Source organism: Mesorhizobium sp. M0166, assembly GCF_040322255.1.
Classification (GTDB): Bacteria; Pseudomonadota; Alphaproteobacteria; order Rhizobiales; family Rhizobiaceae; genus Mesorhizobium.
Map to the genome: position 1 here is coordinate 32,874 of NZ_JAMYTD010000044.1, position 15,528 is coordinate 48,401.

At 59.3% G+C, this 15,528-nt stretch carries 13 protein-coding genes and 3 pseudogenes; 6 read left to right on the forward strand and 10 right to left on the reverse strand.

From position 1 onward, the window contains the following. Positions 1 to 624: 624 nt before the first annotated feature. A complete protein-coding gene (locus NKJ46_RS29320) occupies positions 625 to 1,674 on the reverse strand; it encodes a DUF2971 domain-containing protein (protein ID WP_352669916.1) in 1,050 nt (349 codons plus the stop codon). Between the two features lie 158 nt (positions 1,675 to 1,832). Between NKJ46_RS29320 and NKJ46_RS29325 the strand changes: the two genes are divergently transcribed. Both NKJ46_RS29325 and NKJ46_RS29330 read left to right on the forward strand, forming a co-directional pair. Next, entirely contained in the window at positions 1,833 to 2,045 is a 213-nt protein-coding gene (locus tag NKJ46_RS29325; RefSeq protein WP_352669919.1) for a hypothetical protein, read from the forward strand. Positions 2,046 to 2,087: 42 nt separating this feature from the next. After that, positions 2,088 to 2,543: a hypothetical protein gene (locus NKJ46_RS29330; protein WP_352669922.1), complete on the forward strand. Its 456-nt coding sequence runs from the start codon at positions 2,088 to 2,090 to the stop codon at positions 2,541 to 2,543. Positions 2,544 to 3,573: 1,030 nt separating this feature from the next. On the opposite strand, the gene NKJ46_RS29335 is transcribed toward NKJ46_RS29330, so the two are convergent. Beyond that, the gene (locus NKJ46_RS29335) at positions 3,574 to 4,368 is read right to left on the reverse strand and encodes a hypothetical protein (protein ID WP_352669924.1); all 795 of its coding nucleotides are present in this window, start codon (positions 4,366 to 4,368) and stop codon (positions 3,574 to 3,576) included. A gap of 196 nt (positions 4,369 to 4,564) precedes the next feature. On the opposite strand from NKJ46_RS29335, the gene NKJ46_RS29340 reads away from it, so the two are divergent. Then, a complete protein-coding gene (locus NKJ46_RS29340; protein WP_352669927.1) occupies positions 4,565 to 5,548 on the forward strand; it encodes a putative phage abortive infection protein in 984 nt (327 codons plus the stop codon). A 220-nt stretch (positions 5,549 to 5,768) separates the two neighbouring features. Here the strand turns inward: NKJ46_RS29340 and NKJ46_RS29345 are convergent. Beyond that, a pseudogene (locus NKJ46_RS29345) lies at positions 5,769 to 5,933 on the reverse strand (IS3 family transposase); the annotation flags it as partial. Positions 5,934 to 6,524: 591 nt separating this feature from the next. Between NKJ46_RS29345 and NKJ46_RS29350 the strand changes: the two are divergent. From NKJ46_RS29350 to NKJ46_RS29360, 3 genes and pseudogenes are all read left to right on the forward strand, one after another. Further along, positions 6,525 to 7,759: pseudogene (locus tag NKJ46_RS29350) on the forward strand (IS701 family transposase). A 289-nt stretch (positions 7,760 to 8,048) separates the two neighbouring features. Then, positions 8,049 to 9,239: an NADH-quinone oxidoreductase subunit D gene (locus NKJ46_RS29355; protein ID WP_352669930.1), complete on the forward strand. Its 1,191-nt coding sequence runs from the start codon at positions 8,049 to 8,051 to the stop codon at positions 9,237 to 9,239. A 353-nt stretch (positions 9,240 to 9,592) separates the two neighbouring features. Then, positions 9,593 to 9,871: a hypothetical protein gene (locus NKJ46_RS29360; RefSeq protein ID WP_352669932.1), complete on the forward strand. Its 279-nt coding sequence runs from the start codon at positions 9,593 to 9,595 to the stop codon at positions 9,869 to 9,871. An 82-nt stretch (positions 9,872 to 9,953) separates the two neighbouring features. On the opposite strand, the gene NKJ46_RS29365 is transcribed toward NKJ46_RS29360, so the two are convergent. From NKJ46_RS29365 to NKJ46_RS29395, 7 genes and pseudogenes are all read right to left on the reverse strand, one after another. After that, a complete protein-coding gene (locus NKJ46_RS29365; RefSeq protein WP_352669944.1) occupies positions 9,954 to 10,322 on the reverse strand; it encodes a hypothetical protein in 369 nt (122 codons plus the stop codon). A gap of 14 nt (positions 10,323 to 10,336) precedes the next feature. Continuing rightward, positions 10,337 to 10,486 (reverse strand): annotated as a pseudogene (locus tag NKJ46_RS29370) (transposase); the annotation flags it as partial. A 361-nt stretch (positions 10,487 to 10,847) separates the two neighbouring features. Beyond that, positions 10,848 to 11,555: a glutathione S-transferase family protein gene (locus tag NKJ46_RS29375; RefSeq protein ID WP_352669947.1), complete on the reverse strand. Its 708-nt coding sequence runs from the start codon at positions 11,553 to 11,555 to the stop codon at positions 10,848 to 10,850. 100 nt (positions 11,556 to 11,655) lie between these two features. Next, positions 11,656 to 13,173, reverse strand: a complete 1,518-nt coding sequence (gorA, locus tag NKJ46_RS29380; protein ID WP_352669950.1) for a glutathione-disulfide reductase — start codon at positions 13,171 to 13,173, stop codon at positions 11,656 to 11,658. 290 nt (positions 13,174 to 13,463) lie between these two features. Next, positions 13,464 to 13,664, reverse strand: a complete 201-nt coding sequence (locus NKJ46_RS29385) for an MFS transporter (RefSeq protein WP_352669935.1) — start codon at positions 13,662 to 13,664, stop codon at positions 13,464 to 13,466. Then, complete coding sequence (locus NKJ46_RS29390; RefSeq protein WP_352669937.1) at positions 13,619 to 14,020, reverse strand: MFS transporter; 402 nt, start codon at positions 14,018 to 14,020, stop codon at positions 13,619 to 13,621. The genes NKJ46_RS29385 and NKJ46_RS29390 overlap by 46 nt, the downstream gene beginning before the upstream one ends. 408 nt (positions 14,021 to 14,428) lie before the next feature. Continuing rightward, positions 14,429 to 15,528: thiamine pyrophosphate-dependent enzyme (locus tag NKJ46_RS29395; protein ID WP_352669940.1), on the reverse strand; the 1,100-nt coding region annotated here is incomplete at its 5' end.

Genomic DNA, 15,528 nt, shown 5'->3' on the forward strand with positions numbered 1-15,528 from the left:
CCGGACGTTGCCCCGGCGGCTATCCATTCTGGCCAGCCGGCGCGCGTCGCCGGACGGTCGTTGGCGTGGCTTCAGCGCGGCTTCACCAGGAGCGGGAACGCTCCTCTGCGGACCAATGATGCATGTAGCAATCGCATACTCAGCGACAACCCGTCACCGTTCGCCGTCGATCGCGTTCGGACTTCAGCCCGAATGACTGCTCGTGACGGATATGAGCATCCTGTTGGTAGCGTCAGTCGTGCAGCATTGAAATTATTGAGGAATTTTGTCCGAGAGCGCTACCACAGATGCATGATTTACTAGTTATTTCAATAACTTATTTGATTTTGGTAGCGGGAGACCGCTACATCACAACTCCACTATCGAAGAGGCGTTCTTCTGCTATCGGAGGCACGCGGTTTAGTCCAAAACTTTCCAATTTGGGACAGAGGCCAGCCCCGCGCAGCGTGTACCTTTCCATTTATGTTATGCTAAAGGGGCAAAAGCTCCCCATCAACGGGCGGACTTCGGACGTCTCAGCCGTAACCGATATCGCCCAATCATCCCGAAAAGTGGTGTTGCCGGTCGTCCACAGCCTTCCTCCATGCCCCTGCCGGCGAATCGTAGCCGGTCGGATTCCGGCGTCTATGGCGACATCGGCCATGAAGGGCGTAGTGGTATGGTCGAGGAATGAACCTTGGGAACCAGCTCGGGCTTGCCGAGCTTTTCAAGCATTCGGGCCACACTTGCCGTCGCCAAGGGCGAGGAAATGCTTGGGCCGAGCAAGACGCGCTCCACGATCTCGGAAAATCGGAAATCCGGAATTGCTCCCTCCATCGGCGCCACCTTCAGAATAAGCTTCGGTTCAACGCCGCGAGGGCCAACGGCATAATGGAACTTGTCCTTCAGCAGCTTCTTATGGTCGCGATCCGGCATATAAATCAGGCGCCACTCGTTCTCCTCCTTGAAGCCCTTGTGCTTGGCCGAAAGGGCGAACACCAAAATCAGGTAAAACAGCTGATAGGCGGCCACATACAGGAGGTCGGGCGGGATATCCGACTTGGCTACGATCTGGCACCACTCCAATACCGTCTTCTCAAGCCACTGCAGGCGCTCCTCAGTGGAGGCATACCTGACCTTGACCAAAACGAAGGGAGAATCCTCGACCACGGTTCCAATGACCTTCGTGTCGAAAACGATCGCGGCGCCGTTGCCGTTGTTGGCATAGGCCCGCCACATCGACAGAATGCCATCTGTGTCTGTCGCGTCATGTTCCGACAGGCACAGAATGTAGACATTGAGTGCGTGCTTGTTCTCGTATTCACTGTAGTAAAGCGTAAATGCCTCACGGATCGAAGCCGCTTTCTCAGGATCAAGTCCGCATTCTTTCTCGACGTCGGTCTTGTCAAAGATTGCCTTGCCGCGGACCATGCCGAACCGCAATTCGTCCAGGTCGTTCATGAAAAGCGGGTTCGAAAGCCATAGCTCCTCCTTTTCGAGGATCTTTTCGAGCGTCTGGATTGACGTGTAGTGGGCCAGCAGCGGCCGTTTACCGATGATCCAGTCATCGGCCTGACGGGATTCCTCATACAGAGGCGAAAACAGTTCAGATATCGCGTGTGGCTTCACGATCTGTTCAGCCAGCACCGGCTGCTGCGTTCTGTTCGGATCGTTCGGACCCAAGAGTTCCTGCATTGCCCAAGCCCTTCAGCGATCGAAAACGCATATAGAACAAACAGCGAATCTACAACGCGCTGAGACCGGTTATACCCGGCTTGAGCTGCCTTCGTTCATCGCAGCTTGAAACCTGTCTTTTTGGAATTAAATCAATTGCGAGAAGAGGGGTGCTACCGATGGCTTTCAAACAGCGCATTTCTGAATGGTATCAGGGTAGATACGTCCCGCCTCAGTATGACCCTGGCAGCGGGTTTTTTATCCTGATGGGCAGCTATGAGCGACACTGGACTGCTCGCGCAGCACAAGTGGTGGCAGATTTCTGGTTTGCCCATTGGCAATGGACAATCGCCACCGTGCTGGCTGTTATCGGCCTGCTGCTTTACCACTGATGTCCGGCGAAAGGTCGCGTGAATAGGACATTGGTGAGTCTCATGCAAATCGTCGGCCCCGAGCGGTACGCTCTGAGATATACGCCTGCCAGCTTCACCGTCCTGTGCGAGAAGGGAACCTCAAGATTCTCCGGGATAGCCAGCTCGCCAATGCCCAAGCTCTACATCGCCAGCATCGACTCGAAACCAATTTATGTTGGCGTTACCAAGCAGAGAATCCAGAAACGGCTGACATTCGGGTGGAAGGCCGTCGGGGAGCACGGATACCACGGCTATGCTTGGCGCCATGAAGGTGAGGCCGCAAATCTCGATGTCTGGGGCCACGCAGACGCAGTGGATCGCGACGAGCTGGATATCGAGACGGTGGAGGCCGAAGTGGTCTACCTCATCCGCAAGGCGGGCCAGTGGCCTGAATTCCAGACTGAGATCCACTTCCATCCATCAAATGAGACACATAGGCGGGTGGCAGAGAATATTCTGGCGCAGTTCGACATTTAAGCCTCTCACGGCGTTGATTGCCTTGCTACAAGAGCCGCCTCTATAGCCGCGCGCGCACCATGGGGACCGCGGACTGAACGATTTTCATTCGCCGTGACAACAAGGAATAGCTCGGTTTCCGCTTTAAAGAGCCGGAGCAGTCCGAGATGATAGCCAGGGAGTTCGGTGGCGTCACCTACTATGGCGCTCGATCGCGGCAAGGGCAGCGGTTGGGAGAAGTGGTGCAAGAAGAGTAAGAGCCCAACAGGAATCGATATCCCATGATAAATGGCCAGCTGGACTGGTTACGACCGATCCAACCGTACGCGCCGTCGTGGAGGGTTGAAGCTGCCTGTGGCCGTGATCTCCATAGCTACTTTTGGCCTGAGGTCCTCCACTCTTGCACTGGTTATGTTCTTGTCACCTGCCGGGCACCTGAAAAATTCAAGGAAAAACCCGTAGGCCGTCCAGCTGCATTGATCATAGATGTCCCGCTCCGTAGCTCCGGCTATCCTGTTCGCCGAACCGCAGCGCATGCCCGATGGATCGTACGCGAATACGAATGATTCAGGGGTGTAGCCCATCATCTTGTCGCATGGTCTTTGAGGTCCTGGTGATGTTTGCCGGACATATTTTCGCCCGGACCTATACGCTTTGCCTGAGCAAGGACGCCTTTGGAGTAGCTCTGTTCCGACGTTTCGAGCTTCAGATGTATGAGAAGGTCGGCCCCCGTAGGTTTTCTCTTCCCCGCTCCGCCGATGGGTCAGGACCGCCGCGTTCCAATGGATGCCTTGCGTCTGAAGTCCCCGGAACCCTTCACGAAAGGCGCCCGCAAGCGCACCCGAAAAATCATCCTCATGTTTGATTAGGCCCGCGCCAAGGTCTCCCATCACTACATCGGCAATATCTGCAGCCTTGTGAGCTGCTTCCCGCATCACAGTTTCAAAAGACATGATTTCACCCCTCCGTTTCGCTTCTAAGCCGAAATACGTGACGGGTAGCTATAGTTTCGAAATTATCCACCAGAAATAGAAACAGTAGAGCGTTCGGACTAGGGGATTGGCTCGGGTATTGCCATGTAGGCGGCGTAAGCCTGTATGAGCCCGATGCAAACAAGAACGAACGTGAAAAGGCCCATCAGATTCTGCTGTCGGCGATTGCCCTGGTAGCGCTGCTCTTCGAGTTCGAGCCCCGCCAACCCTGAAAATCCCAAAGGGGACAGCCTGAACAGACCACTGGTTTGTGCGAGGTAGCCGTCGGCCACGAACGATTCCATCAGAAGCCGGTAGTAGCGAAGCAGCTCGTAACGCCGTGGATGGTGAAGTCCACGGCTGCTGTGAATGATCTGCACGAGGGCGATTTCGCCAATCGCAAAATCATCCTTTTCAACTGTTTTGTCCCGGAAGATGCGGAGTACATTCAACCTGTCTTGCCGCTCAAGATTGCGACGATTGAAGATGGCTTGGGCCACTCTCTCCATCCAAATCAGGAGTCTCGGGAACCAGGTGATGGCCCCCATGATGAATAGAACGGCGGAATGCACTGTTAAAACGAAGCCCTTTAGGTAATGAATTGACTGAAAACCGTAGTTGGCGAAGTCGGCCTTAGCGACCGAGACTTCGGTCCGCGTGCCGGCTTCATCGAACCGAAAGCCGGTAATTCCTGCCCGTGTCCGGTCTCGGACAAGGATGTAGGTGCTGGGGGCATCCTCCACGAGGTGAATTTCGTAGAAGTTATTTTGCAATGACCGTGGCGGCGACATCGGAATACGGTCCGGCGCGGGCCGTCGCATGGCGATTTTGAGTGCCAGGTTGATGATCGCGCCTTTGATTGCCCTGATGCACATATTGGATTCACCCCTGAATTCTACCGACCTTGTGTCGGGCCACCCATGTCCGCTGCGAACATATAGGTGCGTCGGTCCGTCGCGCTATGGTGCTTACGGGGTGCCCGCAGCAGAAGGGAAGGATAGCGTTGAAGTAATTGTTGAATTTCTGTTAGGACGATCCGATACGAAAAGTGCAGTTTCTAGGGGGGGTACCGTGTTTTCTGCCTACGCGTTTTTCGCGACGGTAGTCGCCATCTTTTTCATTCTGAACCATCTGCTTGAAATCGAGCTCAAATTGCCCGGTACGCGATGGTTCTACAATATGATCCGTCCGGAATCCGGCGACTCTTCCCAGACGCTGTTTCGGCTGATGATGCTCGCGTTAGTCACATTGCTAGGCTGCATTGCAATAGGGGTATGGGGTTTCGACAGCAAGCAGGGAGGACTGGCCGCTCTCGGCGAATTTGTTGGGGGCATAGTCAATCCGATCCTGACCTTCCTGACCTTTCTCGGACTGCTTTGGACCGTCATTTTGCAGCAGCAGACCCTGAAGCACGCCCAAGCCGAGTCGAAAGAAGTCCGCAATGCCATGAAAGCCCAGCAAGAAGCTCTGGAGCGCCAGAATTTTGAAGCCACGTTCTTCAACATGCTGAACCTTCACAACTCGATGATTGGAGCAATGGACCTGCGCAGCAATGGCCAGGTTGTGGCGCAGGGCCGTGATTGCTTCAAAACGTTCTATGCACGCTTCAAATTGGCTTACGCAGGTACGAAGGCCGCGAATGAACGTCAGCGCATTGCAAAGGCATATGACAGTTTCATCAAGCGCTACCGGCAGGACCTAGGCCACTATTTCCGATACCTCTACAATGTCATTCGTTTCATCGAAGGCAGTGCGGTCGACAAGGGCCGGTACATGAAACTCCTGCGAGCACAGCTGTCCGACTACGAGCTTCTCCTGCTGTTTTATAGCTGCCAATCTGAGGTCGGCGAAAACTTTAAGCCGTATGTCGAGGAGTATTCGCTGCTGGACAACATTTCACGGGAAAAGCTCCTCTCACCTTCTCATCTAAAACTGCTGGAGCCCTCTGCGTTTGATGAGATGATTAAGGCGATGATCGGCCCAATGCAAAGGCAGGTAAAAGACATAAACAAAATTTTTGCGAAGAGCTTTGGCGGCTTCGGCAACATCAAGTAGTTTTTCTTGCCTGTCGAGGCTTGATGGGTCATGCTCCCCGTAATGGGAACTAACAGGGACGAACAGGGCTAAAAAGCCACCCGTCGAGCATCAGTTTAAGCCGGGCCAGTCCGGTAATGCAGCTGGGCGTTCTGTTGCTCCATCAGTCTCAAGACCCACCTCCGCAAAATCCTCGACACCTACCTCAAGAATGAGCCCGACCTGACCTGCCACTGAACTGTCATCCAGTGGCGATTAGAGCCTTGGCCGTTTCTGTTATGCCTCTTGGCGCGGGTTGAGCAACCGGCGGAGGCGCGGAGCCTTCGATCAGCGCAGCGTCGGAGCCGGTTGCGGTGATGACCTCGGCATAGGCTGCCGGGGCCTGGTAGCCGAGCGAGGAATGAGGAGACCTTGAGCGCGAAAAGGAGAATCTAGCCCGAGAGCTTCAGGCGATGGCGGCCGCGGAAAGCATTGTGGAGTTTCATCCGGCCGCGGTGACGGTTTACCGTCGGCAAGTATCCGAGCTCCAAGACGCGTTGCAATCCGATGAGCCCGAGCGCAACGAGGCGGCAAGGATCATCCGCTCGTTGGTCACGGGGGTCGAAATCATTCCGACGGAGGGTAGGGGACAGGTTGAGCTGAAGGTCCACGGTGCGCTAGCGGAGCTTCTCAACCTGCCAAATCGCAAGCCAGGAACAGCGCCTAACGCTACAGTGATGGTAGCGGGAGAGCGCTACCGCCTTTCCCTCCACTCATCAGAGCGGCGGTTCCTGCTCGGTTGTCTTGGATGAAGCTCGATTTTTAATTGGCCCGTATACTAGCACTACTTTGGCAGATTTTTATTGGGAGCGTTTTGAGGATTCCCAAGAGCGGTTTTGCGTGATTCATGAGAGGTCGGCTGTTGGAGGGGCCGGCCATGAACAGGGATTGGCAAGTCGATCTGGAGCAGTGGCTTGAGCCGTTCGTCTCGGCGTCGAGGCACAAGACGCGTGCGCGGATGTGTCCGGCCTATATTGCTGGGCTGATTGGCCTTGGGGATCGCAAGAGCATCCAACCGATGGCGGCGCGCGACGCAGGCGTCAACTATGACCAACTGCACCACTTCATCGCGAGCGGCGTGTGGGATGCTGCGCCGCTGGAGAAGGTGCTACTTGCGGAGGCCGACAGACAAGTTGGCGGGAACGATGCGTGGCTGATCGTGGACGACACCGCGCTCCCCAAGAAGGGGCGCCACTCGGTCGGCGTCGCGCCGCAATATGCCTCGGCGCTTGGCAAGAACGCCAACTGCCAGACGCTGGTGTCGCTGACGCTGGCCTCTAGCGAAGTGCCGGTCATGGTGGGACTGCGGCTGTTTCTGCCCGAGAGCTGGACTTCCGATCCCGCCCGGCTCGACCGTGCCGGTGTGTCCGAGGACCATCGTGCCTACAGGACCAAGCCCGAAATCACGCTGGCCGAGATCGACCGGGTTCGCGCAGCCGGCCTACGCTTTGGCTGCGTGCTCGCCGATGCCGGATATGGCTTGAGCGCCCCCTTCCGGCAGGCGCTCACCGAGCGCGGCCTTACTGGGCCGTCGGTATCCCGTCCAAGCAAAAGGTCTATCCCGCCGACGTGGCAATGATCTTTCCCGTTGTCGGACGCGGCCGCCCGCGCCAGCGGCATATCCCCGATGTGAAGTCGATGACCGCGCAGGCGATGCTTGAGACAGCCCCATGGCGCGCGGTCAGTTGGCGGCGTGGCACCAAAGGCCGCCTCTCGGCGCGCTTCGCCGCTGTCCGTGTCCGGGTTGCAGATGGCCGACCCCAGCGCATCCGCGACATGGGCGCTCAGCATCTGCCCGGCGAGGAGGTCTGGGTGATCGGCGAGCACCGCTCAACCGGCGAGCGCAAATACTACCTCTCCAACTTGCCCGCCGACACCCCGCTCAAGCAAATCGCAGGCGCCATCAAGGCGCGCTGGGTCTGCGAACAGGCGCATCAGCAGCTCAAGGAGGAACTTGGCCTCGACCACTTCGAGGGACGCTCATGGACGGGCCTGCACCGGCACGCGCTGATGACGATGATCGCCTACGCCTTCTTGCAATCTCGCCGCCTCAAACAAGCGGGAGGGGGAAAAAAGAATCCTTGGCCCGCCGCCCCAACCGAGCCTACCCGCCGTCAGGCAAGCCATCCTCACCGCGCTCGCGCAGCCGCCCCCAATCCGTTGTCCCCACTGCCGCAGAACCCTCTCCGCTAAAAATCTGCCAAAGTAGTGCTAGGCCCAGGACCTATTAAAAGGAGGAGATCGAGGCGTGCATCGGACGGATCGTCAGGCTGTGCACCGGTACGAGCGTCACGCCTGAGCATCAGATCGATAGCTGTCGGTAATAGGCGGGAATTCCCTTATCGGCTATGATTCAGTGGACTTTATGGCCGGGTCAGCAATCCCGGCTTCGCTGACATCGGGTTCGCCTTCGCATTCTCTCTTTTTGCCAAGATAGCTGGCCGAGGTTGCCTGTTGGATGGCCGCAAATGTGAGACGCAAAATGGCTGAAACATCCGTCCGTAATTTTAACATCAATTTCGGCCCTCAACACCCTGCAGCGCATGGTGTTTTGCGCCTGGTGCTGGAGCTTGACGGCGAAGTGGTCGACCGCGTCGACCCGCATATCGGGCTGTTGCATCGTGGCACCGAAAAGCTGATCGAGCACAAGACCTATCTGCAGGCGGTGCCCTATCTCGACCGACTTGACTATGTCGCGCCGATGAACCAGGAGCATGCCTTCGCGCTGGCCGTCGAGCGCCTCCTCGGCATCGAGGTGCCGAAGCGCGGCCAGTTGATCCGCGTGCTCTACTGCGAAATCGGCCGCATCATGTCGCACATACTCAATGTGACGACGCAGGCGTTGGATATCGGTGCGCTGACGCCGCCGCTGTGGGGTTTCGTCGAGCGCGAAAAGCTGATGGTGTTCTACGAGCGGGCTTCCGGTTCGCGCATGCATGCGGCCTATTTCCGCCCCGGCGGCGTCCATCAGGACCTGCCGGCGAAGCTGGTCGAGGACATCGGCAAGTGGATCGACCCGTTCCTGAAGTCGATCGACGATCTCGATGCGCTTTTGACCGGCAATCGCATCTTCAAGCAGCGCAATGTCGACATCGGCACCGTTTCACTGGCCGATGCCTGGGCCTGGGGTTTTTCGGGCGTCATGGTGCGCGGTTCGGGCGCTGCCTGGGATCTGCGCAAGTCGCAACCCTATGAATGCTATTCGGAAATGGATTTCGACATTCCAATCGGCAAGAACGGCGACTGCTTCGACCGTTACCTCGTGCGCATGGAAGAAATGCGCCAGTCGGCGAAGATCATGCGCCAGTGCGTCGACCTTCTGCTCGGCAAGGAGAGCACCGGTCCGGTGTCGAACCTCGACGGCAAGGTGGTGCCGCCCAAGCGCCAGGCGATGAAGCGCTCGATGGAAGCGCTGATCCATCACTTCAAGCTCTACACCGAGGGTTATCGCGTGCCGGCCGGCGAGGTCTATGCCGCGGTCGAAGCGCCGAAGGGTGAGTTCGGCGTCTATATGGTCTCCGACGGCAGCAATAAGCCCTACCGCTGCAAGCTGCGCGCGCCTGGGTTCGCGCATCTGCAAGCCATGGATTTCCTCTGCCGCGGCCACATGCTGGCAGATATCAGTGCTATACTTGGATCTTTGGATATTGTTTTTGGGGAAGTGGACAGGTGAAATTGAAGACTTGTTGATTGGATACTCGTTATTTTACTACATAGACTGATAATCAAACAAAGCCGGTTGCGTGGCCGACTTGAGGCCGATGGCTGAATGGCAGCTATGTGGCTAAGGCGACCTAATAGCGGACCGACGGCTCCGGCCGCAATGCAGTCATGACTCACCGAAGATCGTCGGCGATCTTTTGCAGGCTGAGATATTCCAGACTGGCATGAAATCCATACAACGCTTTCATTGGCTTAGATCGGCAACCTCGGGCGAACTCTGAGCGCGCCAGAAACAACGGGACGTTCGACCTGGCGCAACACACGTTGCCGAAGCACTCCCGCAAACTAGAAGGACTCCCTATCATGAACCTAAAACCCATTCTGTTCGGAGCATTGGCTCTCTCAACGCTTGGTGGCGTGGCTTTCGCGGGCGCTCTCGATTCGCCAGCGATGATGGCGCCGTTTTTCACTGATGCAGGAATGAAAACAATGAAACCCAAGGCCAAATTCAAGGCCGCTTGGAAAAGCATGTCGAAGAGCGACCAGGACGCGATGATGAGAGAGTGCCAAGATGCAGCGATGAGCAAGCCTTACGCGGAATTTTGCGCGAACCTGAAGCAACTAGGTGGCGCAAACAGATAGGGCTGAAGCCTGTGATTAACGACGGGCCTCGCGCCCGTCGTCCGTGACTTAGGTGTATGCCACATTGAGCCGCATCAGTCGGTCAGTTGAGGGCGGTTCGTCGAGAAGTCAGGCGCTCGCAAACGAAGCCTGAATCGTCGGCATTGTGGATGTGGAAGTGACCGACGAGGCGACTCGCGGTGCCGATTATCGCCCATCCGCGACCGCATGCGGGATCGCGTTCGTCGTGACCCTCCCACGTGAATTCCGCGCAGGCCGAGCGGTCTCGCGCGCCGTAGCGGACATCAAGGAAGCCTTTGAGGGCGCCGAAGCCGATTTCGCCGCCCGCCGCGCCTTTGAACGTCAGATGCGCCTCTTCGACGAGATCGAGGAAATCGTTGTCCCAGACATCCATTTCGACGATTCGCCAGCCACCGGCAAAGGCCTTGGCGATGGCTGGAACCGTGGCCATGTCAACTGGGTCCCAGCGATGAGCATCGGCAGCCGCACCAGATTGTAGGCGGCGGCAACGAAGGCGAAGCCCATCCGACCCGGTCGCGGCCCCGGAACTTGGTTTGGCGCTTGACCGGCGACCGTCTTGATCCAGCCGAACGCCTCTTCAATGCGCTTGCGAATAACCGCGGCATCCACGTGCACGTCGCCAACGGCGAGTGGCTTGTCGGCGGTCAGATCATCGAGCTGGCCGTCTTTAATCCGGTACTTGTGGTTGTAGCCGCGTCTCAGGAGTTCCGAAACCGCCTCGACCCTGTCGCCGACGTCGAGGTTCATTTGCAATCTCCCGGGTTTCGCGGCGCTCCTGCTGCCGCTGCAGATGCGTCAATCAATAAGCGCACGACCCGCGGACACGGGCGCCGGATGGCCGCCAGCTTCCACAGAGTCCGCAACGCGGGACGCTATGTTTCGTCTACGGCATTGGGAAATAGCATGCTGTTATCGTTTCCATTCCCGCGACCCCGACATGATGACACCCGGACGCCTAGGCGTTGGCCGCAGGGTAGTTTGACGGGAAGAGAGCGCGTTTCGTTTCCTCGTCGTTCGTCTTCTTGAATTCGTGATCCTGCCCAACTGCCCGAGCCTTCGCAACCGCTGGGCGAGCGTCGATCCCGGCGAACCACCGCTTGATGTTAGGGAAGGCGGCCAGGGGGTCGGCCGCCCCCTTCATCACACGGGAGGCACGATCGATCCAACCCCAGGCGGACATGTCGACGATCGTGTAGTCGGACCCTACGATATAGTCGCGGCCGGCGAGTTGACTGTCGAGTACGCGGTAGTGGCGCTCCGCTTCGCGGCGATATCTGTTGACGGCGTAGTCGAGGCCGTCGGGAGCCGCAAATTGGAAATGCACGGCCTGTCCCGAGAAGGGTCCGAGGCCCGTTCCGAGGAAGAAAAGCCACGACAAAACCTCACCCCGGTCGGCGGGCTGCCCGAGGAAGCGGCCTGTTTTCTCGGCGAGGTACAGCAGAATGGCGCTGGAATCGAAAACCCGCGCCTCTTTGCCGCTCAGGCCTTCGGTGTCGACGATGACGGGCACCTTGCCGTTGGGATTGACGGCGCGAAATGAGGGCCGATGTTGTTCGCCCTTGCTCGTGTCGACCGGCACCAGCTCATACGTTAGCCCGGACTCCTCCAAGAACAGGGCGACCTTGGCTGGATTGGGCGTCGGGTGGAAATAGAAACGGATCATCGCGCTCACCTTCAGGATTTCAGACTGACTGCGCGCAAGGGCCGCGCAGTCGGGGCCGCCGGTTGAGGCGGCCGGCGCCACATCGCCCGCGCTTTCGCCGCTACGGAAGTGGCGCAGCGTTATCGATTTCATCTCCAGCCGCTTGCGGGGCTCGGTAGCGACCCCGCAATGTTCCGAGCCCCTTCGGGTGCGAGCCGGTGGCGTCAGGGGCGGCGCTTGGGACGAGCGGGGTCGAAGCGTCGCGCCGATCGTAACGCACCGTCGGCGTCTGCATGGCGACGATCTCCTCGCCGACCGTCGGGTGCACGGCCATGACCGACATGAAGTCTTTCATGGTGGCTCCGCTGCCGATGGCGATCGCCAGCACCTGGATCATGTCGCTGGCCTCCTCAGCGAAGATGTGGATCCCGAGGATCCGGTCCGTCTCGCAATCCACAATGACCTTCAAAAGCGAGGCCTGGCAATCGCCCGTCACGGCCGCCTTCAGCGGCCGGAAGCGGACCTTGTAGACGTCGACAGCATGGTATTGCGCCCTCGCTTCCAGCTCGGTCAGGCCAACGGTGCCGATCTCCGGGTTGGAGAAGACCGCGGTTGGCACATTGGAGTAGTCGACCTGCCAGGCTTTCTCGCCGAACACGCTGTCAGCGAACGCGTGGCCTTCGCGGATCGCGACGGGCGTCAGGTTGAACCGGTTCGACACGTCACCCACGGCGTAGATGTTCGGGACATTCGTGCGGGAGCTCGCGTCAACAACGATTGAGCCGTCTGTCCCAGTCTTGACCCCAGCGCGGTCCAGGCCAAGCGAGGTCGTGTTCGGGCTGCGCCCGAAGGCGAGCAGCACCTGGTCGGCCACCAGCCTTCCGCCCTGTTCGGTCGTAACGTCGATTCTTCCCGCGCGGTCGCCTCCGCCGACGTGCTCGTCCGGCCGCTCAAGGCGGCGGATACTATCGCAAAGCATCAGCTTGATGCCACGAATCGTGTAGGACGCGGCGACCGCCTGGCGCACGTCCTCGTCGAAGCCGCGCAGGACATTGCTTCCGCGGCAGACGACGGTGACGTCGCTTCCCAACGCGGCAAACAGGCCAGCGAACTCCATTGCGATGTATCCCGCGCCGCCGATAACAAGCTTCCTCGGGAATGTCTTCAAGTCGAAGATGTCATCCGAGGTGATGCCGAGCTCGATGCCGTCGAAGGGAGGGAGTTCGGGCCGTGCGCCTGTCGCAATGAGGATCGTGCGCGCCCGCACGCGACGGCCGTCTTTGAGGAGGCGCACTGTATGCGCGTCCTCGAGCACAGCACGAGACCTCACGACCTCGACGCCCGCACTTTCTTGGCCGGTGCCGTAGAGCCCTTCCAGGCGTGTGATCTCCCGGTCCTTCGCGGCAACCAATGACGGCCAGTCGAAACGCGGGACCGACAAGCGCCAGCCGAATTCCGCAGCCTCGTCGAACGTGTCGCTGAAACGGCTCGCGTAGACAAACAGCTTCTTCGGCACGCAGCCGCGGATGACACACGTCCCTCCCAGCCGGTACTCCTCGGCGAGCATCACTTTCGCGCCATGTCCCGACGCCACGCGCGCAGCGCGGATGCCTCCTGACCCACCCCCGATCACGAACAAGTCGACATCGAACTCCGGCTCACGCGAAAGCGCAGAAGTCGTGGCCGCCGGTGTCGACGTGCCTGGCGGCCCCTGTATCAAATCCGTCTCGCTCAAGTCATCATCCAATCCATTCTGTGCGGGAGGACGATATGCATGCCTTGACCGCATTCTCCGCGAACGCGCGGCAAGCGCCGCCCAAACCTTTGCTTCACTCTGGATTCGAACAGCCACGAGTCCTAGCGCCCGCGCTGCTACTTCGGACTCGCGGCGTCCTGTTTCGGACTTTCGGCACAACGCTTCGTCGACGGTCAGCGTGGCCGTGCGGCCTCGCGTCTCGAGAGGGCCCAGATCGGAAGGACGGGGAGGGATAGCAGTGCGGCGATGACGATGCAGCGCCTTCTCCCGAAACACTCCGACAAGCTTCCGAACAGTATGCCTCCGCATATGGCGCCGATGTTGTAGATCACGGCAATGATTCCGACCGCGCGGGGCAAGAGCTTGTGCTGCACTTGCAGGAAGGTTGGGTAGAGATCTTGGTCCCGTGGCTGAAGGAGTTGAACGCGGTCATCGGGACCACCGCATAGGTTCCCAGCCGCCAATGCGACTTCACGACAGCGGGCGTGCCGCCAGCTGCTCCGTCGCGGCTCCAACTCGGCGACTCCGGCGCGTTCCTTCGGACGTAGAGGACGAGCAGTGCAGGGAGCACGCCGACCATGAACATGCCGCGCCAGCCGATGTACTGGAACAGCAGGCCGTAGACGATAGAAGCCAGAAAGTAGCCAGCAGGGTAGCCAGACTGCAGAAGTCCCGAGACGACGTCGCGCGCGTGGGCAGGGACGCTCTCCATTGTCAGCGACGCGCTCACGCCTCACTCGCCGCCCAGGCGATGCCATACAGGGCGCGCAGCGCGATATGCACCGTCAGGCTCGGCGCGAACCCCGAGGCGAACTCGAGGACAGAGTAGGCGAGGATGTTGACGATCAGATTCGGTTGGCGGCCCCACCGGTCTGCGGCACGGCCGAAGACGGCCCGATCGGCCGCATAGCTAGCGTAAGCAGGATCGCGACGGTGACGTTCGAAATCTCTGTGTGGAATTCGGCGGCGATGTCCTTGAGGACGAACACCAGCAGAAGAAGTCGAACGCGTCGAGCGTCCAGCCGAGAAAACTCGCCGCGGCCACGTGCTTCTGCTCGCGGGCCCAGCCGAATAGCGCTTCTATCTTCATTGTCGGGGTCCTTGGCGTGCGTGAGACGAGCGAGAAGGCGCGCAGCCATCAGCCACCGGTGAAAGCGGCGATCGCTTCCTTGATTTTCGCGACGGCATAGCCGCCGACCTGCTCGAGTTCGACGTGGGGAAGGTTCGGCATCTCGTCAGGCACCACGCCGCACGCGACGATCGCAGGGCCTGGGCACGCAAACGCCTCGATCAAAGTCGACTGGAGCAGCGCTGGATCGCGCACCGTGAAACCTTGCGCGCCGCAGGCGCGCCCTAGCGCTGCGTAATCCGGGTTGGTGAATTCGATTGCCTTCCGGAACGGAAGAATTCCCACGCTCTGCGCCTCGAGCGTGATGAGCCCGAAAGCTGCATTGTCGAAAATCACGATTTTCACGGGCAAATGGTGGTGGACCGCTGTGAGGAATTCGCTCATCAGCATGTTGAAACCGCCATCCCCGGTGAGGACGATCACCTGTCGCGACCGATCGAGCGCCTGTATACCGTTGGCTTGTCCGAGAGCCGTGCCGACGGCGGCGTTGTTGAAGGAGCCCACAATGCGCTGCTTGCCGCTCTGTCGAATCCAGTTGCCCGACCACAGCGTGTTGAGGCCCGTATCGAAGACGAACACGGCGTCGTCCTTCGCGAGGTCGCTGACCATGCGGGCTACCGCTTGCGGGTGGATCCTGTCGTGGCTGCGCATGAGGTCGCTCTTCTTGTCAAGGAGCTCGTCCCAAGCGCGGCGGCCGCGCGCGACCTTCTCGAAGAAGGCGCTTCCGGTCTTCTGTCGCACTCTCTGCAGGAGGGCGAAGAGCGTCGGCCGTACCGAGCCCATTACGCCGATCGCCGTTGGCGCACGCCGGCCGATCGCCGTGGCCCGCTCGTCGATCTGGATGACGTTCCCGTGCGCCGGCAGGAAGTTCGAATAGGGGTAGTCCGTGCCGACCATGAGCAGCAGGTCGCAGTCCTGCACCGCATTGTAGGCCGGCTTGCTGCCGATCATGCCGAGCCCGCCCATCCAGCGCGGGTCATCGTAGGCGATGATCTCTTTACCGCGGACCGTGTGGACGAGCGGTGCCTTCAGACGGTCCGACAGGTCGCGGAGCAGCTCGGCCGAGCCTCGGCACCCCGCCCCGCAGAGGATGGCAACCGAGCCTGCCG

What these genes read in the sequence shown, in the direction of transcription:
- NKJ46_RS29320 (WP_352669916.1), bottom strand. Translation starts at nt 1,674, where the DNA reads ATGCAGGAACTCTTGGGTCCGAACGATCCGAACAGAACGCAGCAGCCG.
- NKJ46_RS29325 (WP_352669919.1), top strand. Translation starts at nt 1,833, where the DNA reads ATGGCTTTCAAACAGCGCATTTCTGAATGGTATCAGGGTAGATACGTC.
- NKJ46_RS29330 (WP_352669922.1), top strand. Translation starts at nt 2,088, where the DNA reads ATGCAAATCGTCGGCCCCGAGCGGTACGCTCTGAGATATACGCCTGCC.
- NKJ46_RS29335 (WP_352669924.1), bottom strand. Translation starts at nt 4,368, where the DNA reads ATGTGCATCAGGGCAATCAAAGGCGCGATCATCAACCTGGCACTCAAA.
- NKJ46_RS29355 (WP_352669930.1), top strand. Translation starts at nt 8,049, where the DNA reads ATGGCTGAAACATCCGTCCGTAATTTTAACATCAATTTCGGCCCTCAA.
- NKJ46_RS29360 (WP_352669932.1), top strand. Translation starts at nt 9,593, where the DNA reads ATGAACCTAAAACCCATTCTGTTCGGAGCATTGGCTCTCTCAACGCTT.
- NKJ46_RS29365 (WP_352669944.1), bottom strand. Translation starts at nt 10,322, where the DNA reads ATGGCCACGGTTCCAGCCATCGCCAAGGCCTTTGCCGGTGGCTGGCGA.
- NKJ46_RS29375 (WP_352669947.1), bottom strand. Translation starts at nt 11,555, where the DNA reads ATGATCCGTTTCTATTTCCACCCGACGCCCAATCCAGCCAAGGTCGCC.